The sequence below is a fragment of the Nitratireductor sp. CH_MIT9313-5 genome, from assembly GCF_037029545.1.
GTDB lineage: Bacteria > Pseudomonadota > Alphaproteobacteria > Rhizobiales > Rhizobiaceae > Chelativorans.
The window spans coordinates 233,043-251,765 of sequence record NZ_JAYMER010000014.1 but is presented as its reverse complement, the minus strand read 5'-3'; the positions used below and the strand labels follow the sequence as shown (position 1 = coordinate 251,765).

The 18,723-nt window shown below is 59.3% G+C and carries 16 protein-coding genes; 6 read left to right on the top strand and 10 right to left on the bottom strand.

The annotated features are described in order from the left end of the window. Positions 1 to 15 precede the first annotated feature (15 nt). From WA367_RS08735 to dksA, 5 genes are all read right to left on the bottom strand, one after another. Positions 16 to 1,683 carry an NAD+ synthase gene (locus tag WA367_RS08735; protein ID WP_336056394.1) on the bottom strand — a complete coding sequence of 556 codons (1,668 nt, stop codon included), beginning with the start codon at positions 1,681 to 1,683 and terminating at the stop codon, positions 16 to 18. Positions 1,684 to 1,754: 71 nt separating this feature from the next. Then, entirely contained in the window at positions 1,755 to 2,351 is a 597-nt protein-coding gene (locus WA367_RS08730) for a hemerythrin domain-containing protein (RefSeq protein ID WP_336056393.1), read from the bottom strand. 177 nt (positions 2,352 to 2,528) lie between these two features. Further along, positions 2,529 to 3,905 (bottom strand): class II 3-deoxy-7-phosphoheptulonate synthase, encoded by a 1,377-nt coding sequence (locus WA367_RS08725; RefSeq protein WP_336056392.1) that lies wholly within the window; start codon positions 3,903 to 3,905, stop codon positions 2,529 to 2,531. Between the two features lie 136 nt (positions 3,906 to 4,041). Continuing rightward, positions 4,042 to 5,427: a glutathione-disulfide reductase gene (gene gor / locus WA367_RS08720; protein ID WP_336056391.1), complete on the bottom strand. Its 1,386-nt coding sequence runs from the start codon at positions 5,425 to 5,427 to the stop codon at positions 4,042 to 4,044. A gap of 208 nt (positions 5,428 to 5,635) precedes the next feature. Continuing rightward, the gene (gene dksA / locus WA367_RS08715) at positions 5,636 to 6,052 is read right to left on the bottom strand and encodes an RNA polymerase-binding protein DksA (protein WP_336056390.1); all 417 of its coding nucleotides are present in this window, start codon (positions 6,050 to 6,052) and stop codon (positions 5,636 to 5,638) included. A 196-nt stretch (positions 6,053 to 6,248) separates the two neighbouring features. On the opposite strand from dksA, the gene WA367_RS08710 reads away from it, so the two are divergent. From WA367_RS08710 to WA367_RS08695, 4 genes are all read left to right on the top strand, one after another. Next, the gene (locus WA367_RS08710; protein ID WP_336056389.1) at positions 6,249 to 6,755 is read left to right on the top strand and encodes a SixA phosphatase family protein; all 507 of its coding nucleotides are present in this window, start codon (positions 6,249 to 6,251) and stop codon (positions 6,753 to 6,755) included. Positions 6,756 to 6,839: 84 nt separating this feature from the next. Further along, positions 6,840 to 8,309, top strand: coding sequence for a YcjX family protein (locus tag WA367_RS08705; protein WP_336056388.1), 1,470 nt, complete (start codon positions 6,840 to 6,842; stop codon positions 8,307 to 8,309). Further along, positions 8,306 to 9,373, top strand: coding sequence for a YcjF family protein (locus tag WA367_RS08700; RefSeq protein ID WP_336056387.1), 1,068 nt, complete (start codon positions 8,306 to 8,308; stop codon positions 9,371 to 9,373). The genes WA367_RS08705 and WA367_RS08700 overlap by 4 nt, the downstream gene beginning before the upstream one ends. Before the next feature lie 139 nt (positions 9,374 to 9,512). Then, positions 9,513 to 10,049 (top strand): hypothetical protein, encoded by a 537-nt coding sequence (locus WA367_RS08695; protein WP_442935567.1) that lies wholly within the window; start codon positions 9,513 to 9,515, stop codon positions 10,047 to 10,049. A 9-nt stretch (positions 10,050 to 10,058) separates the two neighbouring features. On the opposite strand, the gene folK is transcribed toward WA367_RS08695, so the two are convergent. Genes folK through folP form a run of 3 tightly spaced genes read right to left on the bottom strand, consistent with a single transcriptional unit; the run spans position 10,059 to position 11,765 of the window. Further along, a complete protein-coding gene (gene folK / locus WA367_RS08690) occupies positions 10,059 to 10,580 on the bottom strand; it encodes a 2-amino-4-hydroxy-6-hydroxymethyldihydropteridine diphosphokinase (protein ID WP_336056386.1) in 522 nt (173 codons plus the stop codon). Next, positions 10,564 to 10,923, bottom strand: coding sequence for a dihydroneopterin aldolase (gene folB / locus WA367_RS08685; RefSeq protein WP_336056385.1), 360 nt, complete (start codon positions 10,921 to 10,923; stop codon positions 10,564 to 10,566). Before folB ends, folK begins: the two co-directional genes overlap by 17 nt. Beyond that, a complete protein-coding gene (gene folP / locus WA367_RS08680; RefSeq protein ID WP_336056384.1) occupies positions 10,905 to 11,765 on the bottom strand; it encodes a dihydropteroate synthase in 861 nt (286 codons plus the stop codon). The genes folB and folP overlap by 19 nt, the downstream gene beginning before the upstream one ends. A 129-nt stretch (positions 11,766 to 11,894) precedes the next feature. On the opposite strand from folP, the gene WA367_RS08675 reads away from it, so the two are divergent. Further along, entirely contained in the window at positions 11,895 to 12,503 is a 609-nt protein-coding gene (locus WA367_RS08675; protein ID WP_336056383.1) for a DUF922 domain-containing Zn-dependent protease, read from the top strand. A 13-nt stretch (positions 12,504 to 12,516) separates the two neighbouring features. Here WA367_RS08675 and WA367_RS08670 read toward each other — a convergent pair whose 3' ends face one another. Further along, entirely contained in the window at positions 12,517 to 12,837 is a 321-nt protein-coding gene (locus tag WA367_RS08670) for a 2Fe-2S iron-sulfur cluster-binding protein (RefSeq protein ID WP_336056382.1), read from the bottom strand. A gap of 66 nt (positions 12,838 to 12,903) precedes the next feature. Continuing rightward, entirely contained in the window at positions 12,904 to 13,227 is a 324-nt protein-coding gene (locus WA367_RS08665) for an Hpt domain-containing protein (protein WP_336056381.1), read from the bottom strand. 279 nt (positions 13,228 to 13,506) lie between these two features. On the opposite strand from WA367_RS08665, the gene WA367_RS08660 reads away from it, so the two are divergent. After that, positions 13,507 to 18,666 (top strand): hypothetical protein, encoded by a 5,160-nt coding sequence (locus WA367_RS08660; protein WP_336056380.1) that lies wholly within the window; start codon positions 13,507 to 13,509, stop codon positions 18,664 to 18,666. Positions 18,667 to 18,723: the final 57 nt, after the last annotated feature.

Sequence of the window (18,723 nt, the reverse complement as noted above, 5' to 3'; positions counted from 1 at the left end):
ATTTCCCGGCCAGAGCTAGGAGCGATCCCTGTACTTGTTCGTGATCGGATAGCGCCGGTCGCGACCGAAATTTTTGCGCGTGATCTTCACGCCGGGCGCTGCCTGACGCCTCTTGTATTCGGCGATGTAAAGCAGATGCTCGATCCGGTGCACCAGTTCGCGGTCATGGCCGCGTTCCACGATCTCGTCGACGCTCATTTCGTTCTCGACGAGACATTCGAGAATGTCATCCAGAACCGGATATGGTGGCAGTGAGTCCTGATCCCTCTGGTCCGGGCGAAGCTCGGCCGAAGGTTCCTTGTCGATGATGTTCTGCGGGATCACCATGCCCGTCGGCCCCAGGGCGCCGGGCGGCGTGTGCTCGTTGCGCCAGCGCGAAATGGCATAGACCTGCATCTTGTAGAGGTCCTTGATCGGGTTGAAGCCGCCATTCATGTCGCCGTAAAGTGTGGCATAGCCGACGGACATTTCCGACTTGTTGCCGGTGGTGACCACCATGGAACCGAACTTGTTGGACAGCGCCATCAGCAGCGTGCCGCGCGTCCGGCTCTGCAGGTTTTCTTCCGTCACACCTTCTTTGGTGCCTTCGAACATGTCCGACAACGCTTTGGCGAAGCCTTCTACGGGTTCAATGATCGGAATTGTGTCATAGCGACAACCAAGAAGCCGCGCGCAATCCTCGGCGTCCTTTAGCGACTCATCGGAGGTGTAGCGGTAGGGCATCATCACGCAGCGCACACGCTCCTCGCCCAGAGCATCGACGGCAAGTGCGGCGCAGATAGCAGAATCGATGCCGCCCGAAAGGCCCAGAACGACATTCTTGAAGCCGTTCTTGTTCACATAATCACGCAGGCCGAACATGCAGGCACGATAGTCGGCCTCTTCCTTATGCGGGATCTTCGACATCGGGCCTTGCGAACAAACCCAGGTCCCGCCTTCCCGCTTCCAGGTCGTAACGGTGAGTGCTTCCTCGAACTGGCTCATCTGGAAGGCGAGCGACTTGTCGGCCTGTATGCCGAAGGAGGCACCGTCAAAGACCAGTTCGTCCTGTCCGCCAAGCTGGTTCACATAAATGAGCGGCAACCCGCTTTCGATCACCTGCACGATCGCCACCTGATGGCGAACATCCACCTTGCCGCGGTAGTAGGGCGAGCCATTGGGGCTCAGGAGCAGCTCGGCGCCGGATTCAGCGAGTGTTTCGCAGACCTGCAGCTTGCCCCAGATATCCTCGCAGATGGGAATGCCGAGGCGCACGCCGCGGAAATTGACGGGTCCCGGCATGGCCGGACCGGGCTGAAAAACGCGCTTCTCGTCGAACTCGCCGTAATTGGGCAGGTCCATCTTGTAGCGCTCGCCAATCATCTTGCCGCCGTCGAGCACCTGTACCGAATTGTGCAGCCCGCTCTTGCGACGCAGCGGAAGCCCCATCACCACTCCCGGGCCGCCATCGGCGGTATCGGCCGTGAATTCCTGGACCGCGCGTTCACAGGCTTCGACGAAGGCGGGCTTGAGAACGAGATCCTCAGGCGGATATCCGGCGATGAAGAGCTCAGGGTAGAGAACCAGATCCGCTCCCTGCCTTGCCGCATCTGCACGCGCCTCACGCGCCTTTTTCAGATTGCCTTCAATATCCCCGACCGTGGGGTTCAACTGTGCGAGAGCGATGCGCAAAATATCGGTCATCTATCTTTCTCGTTCCTCAATTGGGGGGCCACAAACGTCGTGAATGCCTTCAGGCGAGCTTGATTGGCAAATTACCCCTGGTTCAGACCTAGGGCATCTTCACCGCGATCAAGGATGACCGGCACGATCAGATCCTCCTCGTCCGCAAGATGCCGGGTCAGCATGACGATCAGATCATCATTCTCCTTCGCACATTCATCCGCTGCGAATCGGCGCCTTGAACTGTTCTCATGAAGCGCCTGCAGAAACGAGCGCGCGGTGGCATGGTTGCGTTCAAGCGCCTCATGGATCACTTCATGGTCGTTCTCGAGTATGTCGAAACCCTTTTTGAGCCGCTTCTCCGCCTCCATGAAGATCGGGAAATAGTGCATATCCTCGATCTGGTGGTGACCGTGAAGCTGCTGAAGGAAGAAGCGCAAGCGTGGCGCAAAAAATCTCGCGAAGCTTTCTAGATCGAGCTTTCCCTCGCGATAATCTGAAACACTGGTGCGCAATGCCACGCTCAGTTCGCGAAACATGTCGTGGCGCTGAAGCCAAAAGCGAGCCATCTCCCCAAGGTTCTGATGCTCCTGCCAGACCTCGCGCGGATATTTCTCCACCAGATAACGCAGATCCGCCGGCAGGCCTGCACGCTCGTTCAATGAAAGTTCCAGCGGTACATTCGACATGACAACGCGAACTCGCTTTCGAAGATCAATTTTGCGTGGCTGTGTGATGAAGCAGCCGAACAGCCCTGCTTCACGCAGAATCGCTGCTGAAACAAAAACACCCCCGCACATTGGCATGGCGAGGGTGTCCGATAAACATGCCGTTCCAGCCCGTTTTCATGGGCCAGTGTGAATTGCTCAGGCGTTTACGGCCTGACCGATATTGTGCGCGGCGCGGTCCTTCTTGAGGAGTTCGGCCACCAGGAAGGCAAGCTCGATCGCCTGATCGGCATTGAGGCGCGGGTCGCAATGCGTGTGATAGCGATCCTGCAATTCCTCGTCGCGGATGGCGCGCGCACCGCCGGTGCACTCGGTCACGTTCTTGCCGGTCATCTCGACATGGATACCGCCGGGATGGGATCCCTCTGCACGATGCACGTCAAAGAAGGTCTGAACCTCCTGCATGATCCGGTCGAAGGGACGGGTCTTGTAGCCGGCGGCCGTGATGGTGTTGCCATGCATCGGATCGCACGACCACACGACCTTGCGCCCTTCCCGCTCGACAGCCTGAACCAGACGCGGCAGATGTTCGCCAACCTTTTCCGCACCGAAGCGCGCGATCAGCGTCAGGCGGCCCGGCTCGTTCTGCGGATTGAGAATATCAATCAGTTCCAGAAGGCCATCCGGCGTTGTCGAGGGACCGCATTTCAGGCCAAGCGGGTTCTTCACGCCGCGGCAATATTCGATATGGGCGTGATCAGGCTGACGGGTACGATCGCCGATCCACAGCATATGGCCGGAGGTGGCGTACCAGTCGCCGGAGGTGGAATCCACGCGCGTCAGCGCTTCCTCATAGCCCAGAAGCAGCGCTTCGTGGCTGGTGTAGAAGTCCGTTTCGCGCAGCGACGGATGTGCTTCGGCATTGATGCCAACGGCACGCATGAAGTCGATGGTCTCGGAAATGCGATCGGCAAGCGCCTGGTAGCGCTCACCCTGCGGGCTGTCGGAGACGAAGCCGAGCATCCATTTGTGGACATTTTCCAGATTGGCAAAGCCACCTTGTGCGAAGGCGCGCAGAAGGTTCAGCGTGGCGGCCGACTGGCGGTAAGCCATGTCCTGGCGTGCCGGATCTGGCGTACGCGATGCCTCATCGAATTCGATGCCGTTGATGATGTCACCGCGGTAGCTCGGCAGTTCCACGTCGCCCTTCTTCTCGACATCGGAAGAACGCGGCTTGGCGAACTGGCCTGCAATGCGCCCCACCTTCACGACCGGCTGGGAGCCGGCAAAGGTCAGCACGACGGCCATCTGCAGGAACACGCGGAAGAAGTCGCGGATATTGTCCGCGCCATGTTCGGCAAAGCTCTCGGCGCAATCGCCGCCCTGAAGGAGGAAACCCTCGCCATTGGCGACGGCCGCGAGCTGCCGCTTCAGCTTGCGCGCCTCACCTGCAAAGACCAAAGGTGGATAGGTCGCCATGCGTGCCTCTACATCGGCCAGCGCTTGCTGGTCCGGATAGGAAGGCACCTGAAGGATAGGCTTGCTTCTCCAGGAGTTTGGCGACCAGTTTTTCATTTCAACACCCAATTACAGAATTTCCGGCCGCTCCTCAAAGGCAGCCATGGCGCCTTTTAACCAATGCGCAACCGGGACGCCAGCCCGATTGCGCGCCGATTCGGCCGCAGTTTCTTTCAAAGGCGCGGGTGGGCCATCAATCGACCCGCTCGCCATTTTTCACGCGATAGCTTGGCTGATACATGGTGACCAGTTCCTCGGCTGCGGAAGGATGGACCGCCATCGTGCGATCGAAAGCATCTTTCGTCAGCCGGGCTTTTAGCGAGATTGCCAGAAGCTGCGCCATTTCGCCCGCATCCGGTCCCATGACATGGGCACCGACAACGATGCGCGATGCCGCGTCCACAACCAGCTTCATGATCATCTTTTCCTGACGGCCTGACAAGGTGTGGCGCATGGGGCGGAAGCTGGCACGATAGACCTCCAGCTCATCATATTTTTCCGCAGCGTCCGCCTCGCTCAGGCCGACAGTGCCGATCTCGGGCTGGGAGAATACGGCCGTCGCGATCGTGTCGTGATCAATGGTCGTTGGCTGTCCGCGGAATTCGGTGTCGATGAAACACATGGCCTCATGGATTGCGACAGGCGTCAGCTGTACTCGGTCCGTCACGTCACCCAGTGCCCAGATGTTCTCGACATTGGTGCGTGAATAGTCGTCTACCAGGATCTCGCCCTTGACGCCTGTTTCCACACCAGCCCTCTCAAGGCCAAGCCCTTCCGTGTTGGGAATGCGGCCGATCGCGAGCAAGATCTGGTCGAAATTCTCCACCTTGCCGGATTTCATCGTGGCTTCGAGCGATCCGTCGGCATTCTTCTCGATATTGGTAAGCACTTCCTGGCAGAGAATGCGGATGCCCTTGGCCTCCATGGCCTCATGCAGCCCGCGGCGCATGTCCTGATCGAAGCGGCCAAGGATTTCCTTTCCGCGATAAATCAGAGTGGTATCGACACCAAGGCCGTGGAAGATATTGGCGAACTCAACCGCGATATAGCCGCCGCCCTCGATGGCTATACGTTTTGGCAACTCCTTCAGGTCGAAGGCCTCGTTGGAGAAGATGCAGTGCTCATGCCCAGGCAAGGCTTGGTGCGGATTGGGGCGACCGCCGGTGGCGATGAGTATCTTATCTGCCGTATAGGTCTTGTCGCCGACCGCAACCTCGTGCTGACCTGTCAGAACGGCCCTGCCCTCGATGATCGTTGCGCCTGCTTTCTCAAGCCCTGCGCGATAAAGCCCTTCGAGCCGTGCGACTTCCTTATCCTTGTTGGCGACGAGAGTTGGCCAGTCGAATGCCGTCTCGCCAACTGACCAGCCGTAACCAGCCGAATCCTCGAAATGCTCCGGAAACTGGGACGCGTAGACAAAGAGCTTCTTGGGAACACAGCCACGAACGACGCATGTGCCGCCGAAACGGTATTCCTCAGCTATGGCAACACGCTTCCCCAGCCCTGCCGCCAGACGTCCGGCGCGCACACCGCCCGAACCACCGCCAATGACAAACAGGTCGAAATCATAATCAGCCATGCCGGGTCCTCATTCAGTTGAATATGTTCTCCTGCAGCTATGCGTCCGGCAGGTAAATTGAAACCCCTGGCGTTAATTTGTGCAGAATATCAACGGGACAAAGGCGCCGCCGGTTCATCCGTGCGCATAATCTCCAAACGAAATGAAGGCGACGCCATGGGCATCACCTCCACAGAAATTCCCGTACAGAAACTGCAAGACCGACGGTTCAGTCGTCGCGATAGACCTTCTCACGACGCTCATGTCTTTCCTGCGCCTCGATCGAAAGTGTCGCGATGGGCCGGGCGTCGAGGCGCTTGAGCGAGATGGGTTCGCCCGTCTCCTCGCAGTAGCCGTAGGTGCCGTCGTCGATACGCTGCAGCGCCGCGTCGATCTTTGCAATCAATTTGCGCTGACGGTCTCGCGCCCGCAGCTCGATGGCGCGGTCGGTCTCAGACGACGCGCGATCCGCGAGGTCGGGATGATTTGCGTTCTCCTGCTGCAGTGCCTCGAGCGTTTCACGCGCTTCGCGCAGGATTTCCTGCTTCCACTGCAAGAGCTTCTTCTTGAAATAGGCCCGCTGCCTATCATTCATGAAGGGCTCGTCCTCGGAGGGCACATACTCAGTATCAACGAGATCGGTCATCGATTCACCCCAAAGATAGGCCAGCGGCGCCTATATATTCCGCGAAAGGGATCGTAACAAGCGGAAAGGTCGGTTTACTCACGTATTTGTCACAGCAACCTAAAACTGCACGTTGCGTAATGCTGAGGCGGATCTTGGCAAATGCGGGCAAAACCTGCACAACAATCGCCGCTGCCGTGCCTTGGAGGAATAAGCATTGAACCGCCTGCTTTTGTTGCGTCACGCGAGTGCGGCTTTCGGTGCGCCTGGCATGGCCGACATTGACCGCCCTTTGAGCGAACGCGGCCTGAAAGAAGCAGCCGCACTTGGCGACCGCTTGCGGGATGAGGGTCTATTACCGGACAACATTCTCTGCTCGACCGCCAGACGCGCCAGGCAGACCCTTCAGGCGCTGGGCGAACCGTTCAGCACCTCGCTTCCCGTTACATGGTCTGAAGAGCTTTACCGGACAGACGCAGATGGCTGCCGCAATCTCATTTCCGCGGTTGATGAGAAGCAGACGCTCATGGTGATCGGCCACAACCCTACATTGGAAGACCTGCTCTTCGAGAGCATCGCGTCTGCAGCGCCGGATGTGATGGCCGCAGCAGAAGCCCGGGGGCTCGTCCAGTCTGCCTTTGCGGTTCTGCAGTTCGAGGGCGGTTATTTGCCATTCGCCAACGACACGGGAAAGCTTGTCACATTCATCGCGCCCGAGCCGTGACTTCCAACCGTCAAGCACATTGCCTTGGTTGACGGTACTGAAGACCTATATGCGCCGTGAATTGTTTTTTCAGAGGATGTGCCATTGCCGACCCTCACTTCCATTGCCGATGAAGCCCGCATTGCGCTTGATACGCTTTCAGATCGTACGACAAATCTGTGGTCTCCGTCGTTGCGGCTTGGCGTGACCGGTCTCTCACGCGCGGGCAAGACCGTCTTCATTTCCGCTCTGGTGCACAATCTCATCCATGGAGGCCGCCTTCCATTGTTCGAGGCGCAGGCATCGGGGCGCATTGCCAAAGCCTATCTGGAACACCAGCCGGATGATGCGGTGCCCCGCTTCCAGTATGAAGACCACATCGCTGATCTTATCGACCAGAGAGTTTGGCCCGATTCCACACGAGCAATTTCCGAACTGCGTTTGACCATCGAATTCGAATCAGCGTCCGCATGGGGACGCATGTTTTCGCGCGGAAAACTGTCCATCGACATCGTGGACTATCCCGGCGAATGGCTGCTGGATCTGCCGCTTCTGGGCAAGGATTACGCTGAATTCGCGCGCGAGGCGATCGACAGTGCTGCAGAACCCGCCCGCTCCGACATATCCGGGGAATGGCTAAAGATCGCAGGCGGCATCGATCCCGAAGGTCCTGCCGATGAAATGCAGGCGCGCAAGCTTTTCGAGACATTCTCCGACTATCTGCGTCAGTGCAAGCACGACAGTCGTGCGCTGTCCACGCTACCGCCAGGACGGTTTCTGATGCCCGGTGATCTTGAGGGGTCACCTGCCCTAACCTTTGCGCCGCTTCCGCTGGATGCTGATCACAAGATCAAACCGGGCAGTTTTGCCGCGATGATGGAGCGGCGATATGAGGCCTACAAGCGCCACGTGGTCAAACCCTTCTTCCGAGAGCATATCGCCCGGCTCGACAGGCAGATCGTTCTCGTGGATGCCATGCAGGCCATCAATGCGGGGCCGGAGGCGGTTGGTGATCTGGAGCGTGCTCTGACCGAAATTCTCAGTTGCTTCCGCCCCGGCAAGGGCAGCCTCCTCACCGATCTCGTTCAACGCCGGATCGATCGAATATTGATTGCAGCGACCAAGGCTGATCACATGCACAGGGAGAGCCACGAGCGTATGCAGGCCATTGTACGCCGTCTGGCTGATCGCGCCATTGCACGCGCCAATTTTTCAGGCGCCGAGGTGGACGTGCTCGCCATGGCTGCCATTCGTGCCACCCGCGAAGGAACGGCCGGGAGCGGCAAGGATCAACTCCCTGTTATCATTGGCACTCCGATCGCCGGTGAAAGCCTCGGTGAGGAGACTTTCGACGGAGAGACGGAAACGGCGGTCTTCCCCGGCGACCTGCCGGAACGCCCCTCAGCGCTGTTCTCCGCAGGCGACGGCAAAGCACAGGCAGTGTCGCCTGAAATCCGTTTCGTACGCTTCCGGCCTCCCAGGCTGGAGCAAACTGCCGAGGGCGCCAAGCTTTCCCTTCCCCATATCCGGTTGGACCAGGCGCTTGAATTTCTTGTTGGAGATCAATTGGCATGAGCGAGCCCAGGCGCCCAAAGGCCTTTCGTGTCGAGCCGGAAAAACAGACCAAGCCTCAAAAAGAAAGGCAGGAGCCACGCAAGCCGCGTGCCGTGACCGCCAATGTCGTCATCAAGCCAGAGGTCGAAGACCATTTCGACAGGCTCGAGGCGCTGGAGCCAGTCGAACCAGCGTCTGCGCCACGGCGCAAGATCAGGCTCGGCTCGATCCTTTTTTCCTCACTCGGGCTACTGGTTGCTCTTGCCATCGGCCTGTGGGTCGACCAGCTCATCCGCGATCTTTTCACGCGTGCAGATTGGCTTGGCTGGAGCGCCCTTGGCCTGGCAGCACTTGCCGGGCTCGCATTGCTCGGCCTTATTGCCCGCGAACTCGCTGGGCTGTGGCGGGTAAATTCCGTCGAGAAATTGCGCGAGCGGGCGCGAAAAGTGCGCGAGACCGCGGATGAAAAAGCCAGCAGAGCCATCATGGACGAACTGGTTCAGCTTTATGCTGACATGCCGCAAACCGCTGCCGGCCGACGTCATCTCGCTGATATCAGCCAGGATGTCATCGACGGCGACCGCGTTCTCGACCTGGCGGAGAAATCGCTGCTTTCACCGCTTGATGCGCAGGCGCAGAAGCTGATCCTCGATGCAGCAAAGCGTGTTTCGGTCGTTACAGCGGTGAGCCCGCGTGCGATCATGGATGTCGGCTATGTGCTGTTCGAGGCAGCCCGCCTCGTCCGTCGGCTCTCCGAGCTTTATGCGGGTCGGCCAGGCTTTTTCGGCTTCCTGCACCTTGTCAGGAGCGTGGTTGCGCATCTGGCCGTGACCGGCTCGATGGCCATGGGCGAAACTTTGATGCAGCAGGTTGTGGGGCATGGGATTGCCGCCCGGCTTTCCACGCGACTTGGCGAGGGCATTATCAATGGCATGATGACAGCTCGCATTGGCATTGCAGCCATGGCTGCCGTGCGCCCCTTGCCTTTTCACGCGGTAAAAAGGCCGGGCCTGTCAGCTTTCCTGAAGGCACTCACCTCGTTCTCGCAGGCCGAAGTGGAGCGGGTTGAGAATACGAAGCGCTAAGGGCGTTGCGCATCTGCGAGAAGTCTAGCATCTTAAGGCTGATTTGGTGATTTGGGTACGCTGGTGACAAAGCATTAACCAAGACGTCCCATTCTGTACCTCAACCTCAAAATTGTGCCGGTCGGATATGATGAAGCAGTTGAAACGCCCCCTCGCCTCGGTTTTGGCCGCGACTGGGCTTGTCTGGATGTCGCTCTCACCGGCCAACGCAAGCGATCCGGACAAACAATTCTTCGATTCCCTGAGCGGCCAGTGGTCAGGCCCCGGTGAAATCGTTGCCGGGAAATACAAAGGCACCAAATTTGTTTGCAACTTCGCCGGCGCCAGCCCGCAGGGCAAGGTGGGTATGTCGCTTGATGGCGGCTGCCGTGTCGGCATCTTCAATCAGGACATGTCCGCCAAGATTGAAAAGGCGGGGTCGGGTTATCGCGGGCAATTCCTTGATGGCGCGAAAGGCAAAGGGCTCGACGTTGTCGGTGGCACGGTCAAAGGCAAGAATGTTGTCTTCGCCATTCACCGCAACGAGTTGACAGGTGCCATGCGTGCCAAGCTCTCGGGCCAGGATACCATGACGGTCACGATCTCGGTGCATGTGAACAAGGAACTTGTTCCGGTGATCGGCATGCAACTCAAACGCATCGACGGCAAGAGCGTGGGCGCCATCGCGCAACAATAGCTTATCGCGTTAACGCCACCATTCAACGTCATCCGACAAGCGTTTGATATCGCTGACATCCAAGCTTCCAAGAAGATGCTCAACCTTGTGCCCATCAAGGCGCAAATCCGGCGCGATATCGGCGAGTGGAACCAGCACAAATGCGCGTTCGTGCATCCTTGGATGCGGAAGAATGAGCCCCTCTTCGGCCATTTCAACCTGATCATAGACCAGAACATCCAGATCGATGAGTCGCGGGCCCCATCGTTCCCGCCGCTCCCTTTTGAGCGATCGCTCAATCTGCAGACAGCGGTCCAGAAGCGCACGTGGGGCAAGGCTCGTTTTTACCCGCGCCACCGCATTCATGAAATCGGGCTGCTCGGCAACGCCCCATGGCGGGGTTCTATAGAGCGGCGAGACGGCATCCACATCTATGTCGGGAGCTGCATCAAGGGCCTGCAGGGCTGCTGACATATTGGCGACCGGGTCGCCCAGATTACCGCCCAACCCCAGATAGGCCGTCGCCCCGTTCAAATCATTGAGGCCAGGCAACCGTCACCTCGACATGATCCAGAACACCCGGCACCGGCGCATTCGGTTTGCGCACCGTGATCTCGGCGCGTTCGATTTCAGGAAAGCGCTTGCACAAGGCGCGCGCAACTTCCAGCGCCAGCGCCTCGATCAGAAAGCGGCGCTTGCCCGTGATGATCCGTTCGATCTCAGTAAATGCAACACCGTAGTCGACGGTACCGCTGATGGCATCTTCCTCCAACGGCACAGCCGGGCGCACGCTCAGTTCCGCATCCACATAAAAGCGTTGTCCGAGTCGCTCTTCCTCGTCATGCAGGCCATGCCTTGCGAAGAAAGCGCAGTTTTTCAGTCGGATCTTGTACATGCGTCTTCCTTCCTGCCGGCAGCCATAACGGCATCGGCCATTCTGAGCGCATCCACATTGGCGCTCACATCATGAACACGAAATATGGCGGCACCCTGCATGCGCAGCAGTGCACTTGTTGCAGCCGTTGCGATATCGCGGTCGGCAGTGTCCCGTCCAGTGACCGAACCGATAAAACGCTTGCGGGATAGTCCCACCGCAACGGGACGCTCCAGACGCTGAAGTTCTGCAAACCGCGCCATCAAAGCCAGGTTTTCCTGCTCATCCTTGGCGAAGCCGAAACCGGGATCCAGGGCAATCTGTTCGTCCTGCACGCCTGCTTCATGTGCGATCTCCAGGGACCGCTGAAGGAAAATGAACTGGTCATCGATGACGTCGGCCCGCTTATCGCGCTCCCGGCCGTTATGCATGATCACGAGCCCCGCCCCGGTTTCTGCCGCTACTTCGGCAATGGCAGGCTCCTTTTGCAGGCCCCAGACATCATTGACGATGTGTGCGCCGCGTTCCACCGCGCGCCGTGCGGTTTGGGCCCGATAAGTATCGACCGATATGATGAGCCCGGGCAGCTTGGCGAGAGCCTCAATTACGGGCAGAACGCGGCTCTGCTCGGTCTGCGCATCGACGGGATCGGCTCCGGGGCGTGTCGATTCACCGCCAACATCGATAATGGCGGCACCGGCTTCGCGCATGCGCAAAGCCGCATCAACCGCCTGTTCCAGCCCTTCGTGGCGCCCTCCATCGGAGAAGCTGTCTGGCGTGACGTTGAGAATGCCCATAATCACGGCACTGGAGCCAAGCTCCAGTTCGCAGCCATGGGCAAGCTTCCATTTCCAGCGTCTCATCGTGCCTCCGGCTCGTGTTGAGAGCGTTATTGGGCGGGCAGCGGTCAAAATCAATCACGTCCTGTGCAGAATGCGATTTTGATTGGCATTCGCCGCCGCTCTGCCGCAATCTGGCGCGAAAGGTGCTCCATGAAGAAAATCCTGATCATATTCGGCGCGCTGGCTTTCAGCACCGCAGTTGCTGCGGCCGCAAGCCTGTCAAAATCCTACAGCTATTTTACGATTGGCGGTTCGACCCTGTCGCAGATCGAGGAGCAGTTGAAGAGCCGTGGCCCCCAGCTTGACTCCACGGGCCAGCGCCATCCCGGTGCGACGAGCATGGAGTTCAAAACGAAGATCGACTACAGCGACAGCAATGGCTGGTGTCGGATTGCCAAGGCCGAAGTTGGTTTGAAAGCTGCTGTGACGCTGCCGCGCTGGCGCGCCGAAAGGCAAGCGAAACAGGATGTTCGACTGATTTGGAACATCCTGGAGCGCGATATAAAGCGGCACGAAGAAAGCCATATTATCATTGCGAAAAATCATGCGCGCGAGCTTGAGGCTTCGCTGCGTGCCCTGCCTCGAAAGCGTGAATGCGCTGAGCTGCAGTCGGTGGCGGAAGCGACCACGCAACGCCTGTTGGCCAAGCATGATGCCGCTCAGCTAAAGTTTGATCGCATCGAAGCGATCAATTTCGAAAGCCGCTTGATGCGACTGCTGGATTACAGGCTCGAGCAGATGGAGCGGGCGGCACGCTGAGCGAGGATGGGCGTTATGCCTGCCTTTGCGGAACGCGCACCACCAGCCCGTCCAGTTCCTCATTCATCCTGATCTGGCAGGACAGACGCGAGTTGGGCTGAACATCATAGGCAAAATCCAGCATATCCTCTTCCATCACCTCCGGTTCGCCGGTTTTCGGCTCCCATGCCTCGTCAATATAGACGTGACAGGTAGCGCAGGCACAGGCACCGCCGCATTCCGCCTCGATACCCGGCACTCCGTTCTGCACGGCGCTTTCCATCACCGTTTGACCAGTTGGGGCTTCCACCGGAAAAGCGGTGCCATCGGGCGCGATAAAAGTGACTTTCGGCATAAGAGGGTCCTGTTTCAATAAGTTGCGCCGGAGATAAGAGTTGATAGCGCGCTGTCAACTGCCGCGTCAGCGCGCTTCCAGCAGCCGCTGGGCTTCGGCCCTCGCCTCTTTCAGATGTCGGACAAAGTCATCCAGCGCGCCTCGATCTTCATTTCGGTCGAGGCAATCGGCAGCCTGAGCGAGGGGGAATGCACCCAGCGCACGCGCCGTACCGAGGATCTGGTGCGCGAGCGCTCCATGATCGCGAGCGCCCTGAGGCTCCGCTCCAATATCGCGCAACGCATCCTCCAACTGCCGGACGAACATTCCAAGCACCTCGTCACGGAGCGCTTGATCGTCCATCGTCTGTCGCTCAAGCTGTGCCAGATCGATAATTGGCCGCTCGTCCACGGGCTCATCTCCTGTGCAAAAATGGGAACCGCTTGCTGCCAGATCAGCCTGCGAATGCCAATGTGCAAACTGTGCACAAGACGTAAATCATTCTGTTCGAATTCCTATTTCTGCCCTTCTTTCCGTTAACCTTATGTTTAAACTTCTGGGCATTCGCGCAAAATCGTGTTCCCAATATTGGATTGTTTGCCTACGGTGCGGGCTGGCGAGTTGTGGGTATTTTTAATGGGTTACGAGGCCCGGCAACGGGAACCCATCGAGTAACAGGGTGACGGCGGTATGGTTCGTAAATCGACAACAGCAGCTGCGAAAGACGATTTCGCGCGTGAACTTGAAGAAGCGCTTGAACTGGATGACACCGAGTTCGCGCTTTCGGACGAGGGAGATCTCGATATAGCTGCCTCGATGGAAGATCTCGAAGCCCAGATTTCCCAGGCTGCCGAAGAGCTTGCACGCGAGAATGGCGAGCCCGCAAAAAGTGCTGCGAAGGCTGAAGCTTCCCCATCGACCGTAAAGGCGGAGCTGAAGTCTTCAAACGAGAAAGCCGAACTCGCTCAGAGCGTTGCTCCCGATTTTGACGACGATTTCGAGAGCGAAGACATCGCGCCACCATCCTCCGCGGCTGCAAGGCCCGCCGGTGAGCCCGTAACACCTGCTCCTGCAGCGCCCTTCGCCGCTGCCAATGACGATCTTCAGCGCAATACCGTTTCACCCTATCTTACCCGTCCCGAGATCAAGGGCTCCTCATCCCTTTACTGGCTGACAGCATTTCTGTCGGTCGTCTGGCTTGCTGGTGGGGTACTACTGGCTCACCTGCTCTACGCGCCGGAGATCTGGCAGATCGGCAGTCTCGAGGCACTGGTCCAGGCGCCTTACGCATTGGGCATGGCGGTTGGAATTGTTCTGCCGATCCTGCTCTTCTGGGCATTCGCGATCATGATGCGCCGTGCGCAGGAAATGCGCCTGGCTGCCAACCAGATGGCAGAGATGGCTTTCCGCCTCGCCGAGCCGGAGAATCTTGCGCAAGACCGCGTCATGATGGTCGGCCAGGCAGTGCGCCGGGAAGTACAGGCCATGGGCGAAGGCATCGAGCGCACGCTTGCGCGCGCCGTCGAGCTTGAAACGCTTGTGCATACGGAAGTGAACGAGCTCGAACGCGCCTATTCGGAGAATGAGAGCCGGATTCGCCTCCTGGTGGACAGCCTTGGCAGCGAGCGCGAGGGGATTGTCAGCCATGCCGAGCGTGTGCGCGCCTCGATCACCGGTGCACACGAAATTCTCAAGGAAGAGCTCGATTCCGCCGGCGAACAGATCCGCCTCAGCGTGGATGGCGCATCGCGGCGTCTAACCGAATCCTTGAGCGATTCCGGCAACAGCCTCGTCGAGCGCCTGAGCGCGACCGGCGAAACGATCCACAAGGCCGTTGACGAGCGCGTCAGCAGCCTCTCGGAGAAGATCTCACTGTCCGGCGATGCAATTGCAAACCTGCTGGATACTCGTATTGCCAGCTTCTCAGAGTCTGGTGATGCCCTGCTCGCGCGCGTTACCGAGAGCACATCCGCGCTCAACCAGGCGCTTGAGCAGCGCAGCGAAGAAATCTCGTCCAAGCTTGATGTATCCGGCGCAACACTTTCCGGACTTCTGGACAACCGGATCGCGACCCTCTCCCAGAAGACGGACGAGGCGACGCGTACCCTTGGCGAGATGTTCGACAGCCGTGTCAGCGGCCTGTTGAGCTCGGTCGGCGATGTTTCGGGCCGGATCAACGAAGAATTCGACAGCCGTCTTCTGCAGATCGAGAACACGCTTTCGGAACGCGGACAGTCCCTGATCGCGGAGTTCTCCACCCGCGCCGAGGCTCTCGATACGGGAATGGAGAAGCTGAATGCCGCACTGGAAGCACGTGCGCGCACGATCAACGAATCCCTCGTCGAGCGCACACGCGAGATTGCCGAAACGCTGGCCAATGGTCGCAACGAGGTTGCCTCGGCAATCGAATCCGGCAAAAGCGCCATCGATACCGAGCTTGCGGATCTCGTAGCCTCGACCTCCCTCATGCTCGAAGGCAAGGCCGAGGAATTCTCCAGGCGTCTCGAAGACGGCCACAGCCTTGTAAGCGCACGTCTCGATGACGAGCTTGGCAAGTTCGACGCTGTCCAGGCGCGCATGGACGAAGCCGTTGAGCGCCAGCTTGCCAATTTCGGCGAAAACCAGCAGCGCCTTACCGGCCTTCTTGAAGCAGATCTCCAGAAGCTTAACGAGGCTCGCCAGGCATTCGAATCCGGCATTGAAGGCCAGATCGAACGCTTCACCGAATCCCGTTCCGGCTTTGCCGCCGCGCTCGAGGACGACATCTCCCGCATCGCGCAGCATCGTGATGCGCTCACCGCTGCCATCGGCACCGATATCGACCGCGTCAACGAGATGTTCTCCACGCATACCGATGTCATCGCCGAGCGTACGCAGACGATGGAAAAGGCTCTCGCACTTGGTGTCGAGAATGTCCGCAAGACGCTTGAGAACAGCGCGGTGGTCGTCGCCGGTTCGCTGCGCGACAAGGTCGTCGAGGCCACTTCGGCACTCGGCAGCCAGACCGAAGAAGTCTTCGGCAGCATCGATGCGCGCATCGCCGAACGCGTTCGTGCTTCGGCAGAAACCCTGTCGGGCAGCGTGAGCGACATTGACCGCACCTTCGACGCAGCAGCAGAACGCATTGGCGCTCGTGCGCAGGCCTTCACCAGCAGCTTTGAGGAAATCGACCAGAGGGTCGCCGCCCGTGTCGATCAGACCGCCGGAATTCTCTCCGAGCGCGCCGCATCCATCGCGCGCACCTTTGAAGAAGCCGATGAGCGGATTGCGCAGCGCGTTGCTCAGAGCTCCGACGCCCTTGCAGGCCGCGCCGACACGATCGCGCGCACCTTCGAGGATGCAGACAACCGCATCGCTCAACGCATCGAGCAGGCCTCCCAGACCCTCAACAGCAGTGCCGAAAACGTGTCGCGCCAGTTCGAGGATGTGGAGGGTCGTATCGTTGCCCGCGTCGGAGAGGCTGCACAGACCCTGTCCGGACAGGCAGACGTGGTTGCGCGTCGTTTCGACGAAGTTGGCGACCACATCTTCACCCGCGTCGACGAAGCGTCGAAAACGCTCGCCGGTCAGGCGGATATTGCCGCGCAGCGCTTCAGCGAAGTCGGCAACACGATCAATGCCCGCGTCAACGAGGCGGCGCAGAACCTTGAGGGCCGTGCAGACGACGTGGCACGGCGCTTTGACGAGGTCGATACGCGTATCGCCGCGCGCATTGAGGAAGCATCACAGACACTCAATGGCAGCGTTGAGAATGTGGCCCGGACCTTCGACGAGGGTAACCGCCGCATTGCAGCGCAGGTTCACGAAGCTTCCAATGCATTGGCAGGCCGGGCAGCCGACTTTACCCATGCCTTCGAAGAGATCGACCAGAAGCTTGTCGCGCGCACGCACCAGACGTCTGCCGAACTGGAAGCGCGCGCCCAGGCCATCGGCCAGTCGCTCGAGCAGATCGAGAGCCGACTGAAGAGCACCGCCGGCAATACTGCGTCCGCATTTGTCAGCGGCATGGTGGAAGTCGAGAAACGTCTCAGCGAAAGCACCGAGCGCAGCCGCTTCGCTCTTGTCGAAGGCATCGGCGATGTGGAAGGCCGCCTGAAGGATACGGCCGAGCAGGCCGCCCAACATGTCAGCCAGCAGCTTTCGCGCACGCAGGCCGACCTGGTTTCGACCGCTGACACTATCGGCCAGACCTTTGCGACTGTGAACGAGCATATCGCGCGCCGCACCGGTGAGACCGTCAAGACACTTGAAGATCGCACCGCTGCACTCAACGCCATGCTAGCGGGCCGCACCTCCGAGATTTCGCGTATCCTTGATGAGACTGCGCGTCCCCTGGTGGAACGCTTCGAGGCAAGCGGTGGTGAACTTCAGCAGAATATCGAGGCCATTACCGAGCGCACCGCATCGCGTCTGCATGAGGAAAACAACGCGCTGGTCAATGCGCTGGCGAGCCGCACCGCCGACACGCTCAATGCATTCGAACAGACCCGTAACCGTCTTGCGAGCAATGTTCAGGAGCTCCTGCAGCAGCTTGATGGCTCCGGCGACCGCCTCAACAATGTCATCGAAGTGGCAGCGCAGAACCTGTCGCAGGTCGATGAGCGTCTGGTTGGCACCACGCAGCAGTTCGCCCAAAATGCGGAAAAGGCTGCAGAGACCTTTGCCAATTCGGCGAATCTCATCAATGCCAATTCCGGTCGGCTTGCGGACTTCTCCGAACGCACGCTCAAGGAAATCTCCACGATCGCGAGCCGTTTCGAGGATCACAGCCGCCTGCTCGAAGGTGCTTCCGAACTCCTCAACAAGGCGCAGGGTGGCCTGAGCGCCACTCTGGAAACCCGCGCTCACGAACTTGAGGCGCTGGCCAAGGGGCTTGTCGAGAAGTCGGAGACAATCGAAAAGAGCATGCGCTCCTTCGAAGGCTTCCTCGAAAAAGCGCTGGAGACCACGGAAGGCCGCACCAAGGGTTCGGTGGAGCAGATCCGCGCGGCCATTACCGAAGCCGTGGAAGCAGCGACAAGCCGCTTTGCTGGCGCTACGGCGGAAATCCGCAACACCGCTGCAGAAATCCGCACCGAGCTCGAGGCCACGCGCGGCGATCTCAAGCGCGGCATGACGGAACTGCCTCAGGAAGCGAAGCAGTCCACTTCGGCCATGCGTCATGCCATAACCGAACAGATCAACGCGCTGAAGGAATTGTCGGAGATCGTCTCCAAGTCGGGTCGTCTACAAGATACCGGCTACGAGATCCCGGCTACGCCGACGCCAAGCCTGCCACGCAGCGCGCCGCCCGAGCAGCCGGCAGCACCGGTTGCAGAGAAGCCGCGTCAGCAGCAGCAGGCAGCTGCACCACAGCCGCGCCCGGCTCCCCAGCAGGCTCAGCCACAGCAGCCGGCAAGCGGTGGTGGCTGGATCCGCGATCTTCTGCGCAGCGCTTCACGCGAGGAAGAAGCCCAGGAGCGCAAGCCACAGCCCGCACAAGGCAATGGCGACCGTACGGCGCTTCATGTTGTGGAATCGCTCAACTCTCTGTCCGTGGACATTGCACGGGCCATCGATCACGAGGCTTCCATTGAACTTTGGGAGCGTTATCGCCGCGGAGAGCGCAACGTCTTCACCCGCCGCCTCTATACGCTGAAGGGTCAGCAGACCTTTGACGAAATTCAGCGCAAATACCGCAGTGACGGCGACTTCCGAAAGGCCGTCGAGCAGTACTGCAAGGATTTCGAGAAGCTGCTTGCAGATGTTGCCCGTTCCGACCGCGACAACATCATGACCCAGACATATCTGACTTCGGATACCGGCAAGGTCTACACGATGTTGGCCCATGCCAGTGGCCGGCTCCGGTAAATCAGCCAGCTTAGGCGCAACAAAACCCCGCTCTGTGGCGGGGTTTTTTGTTGGCTG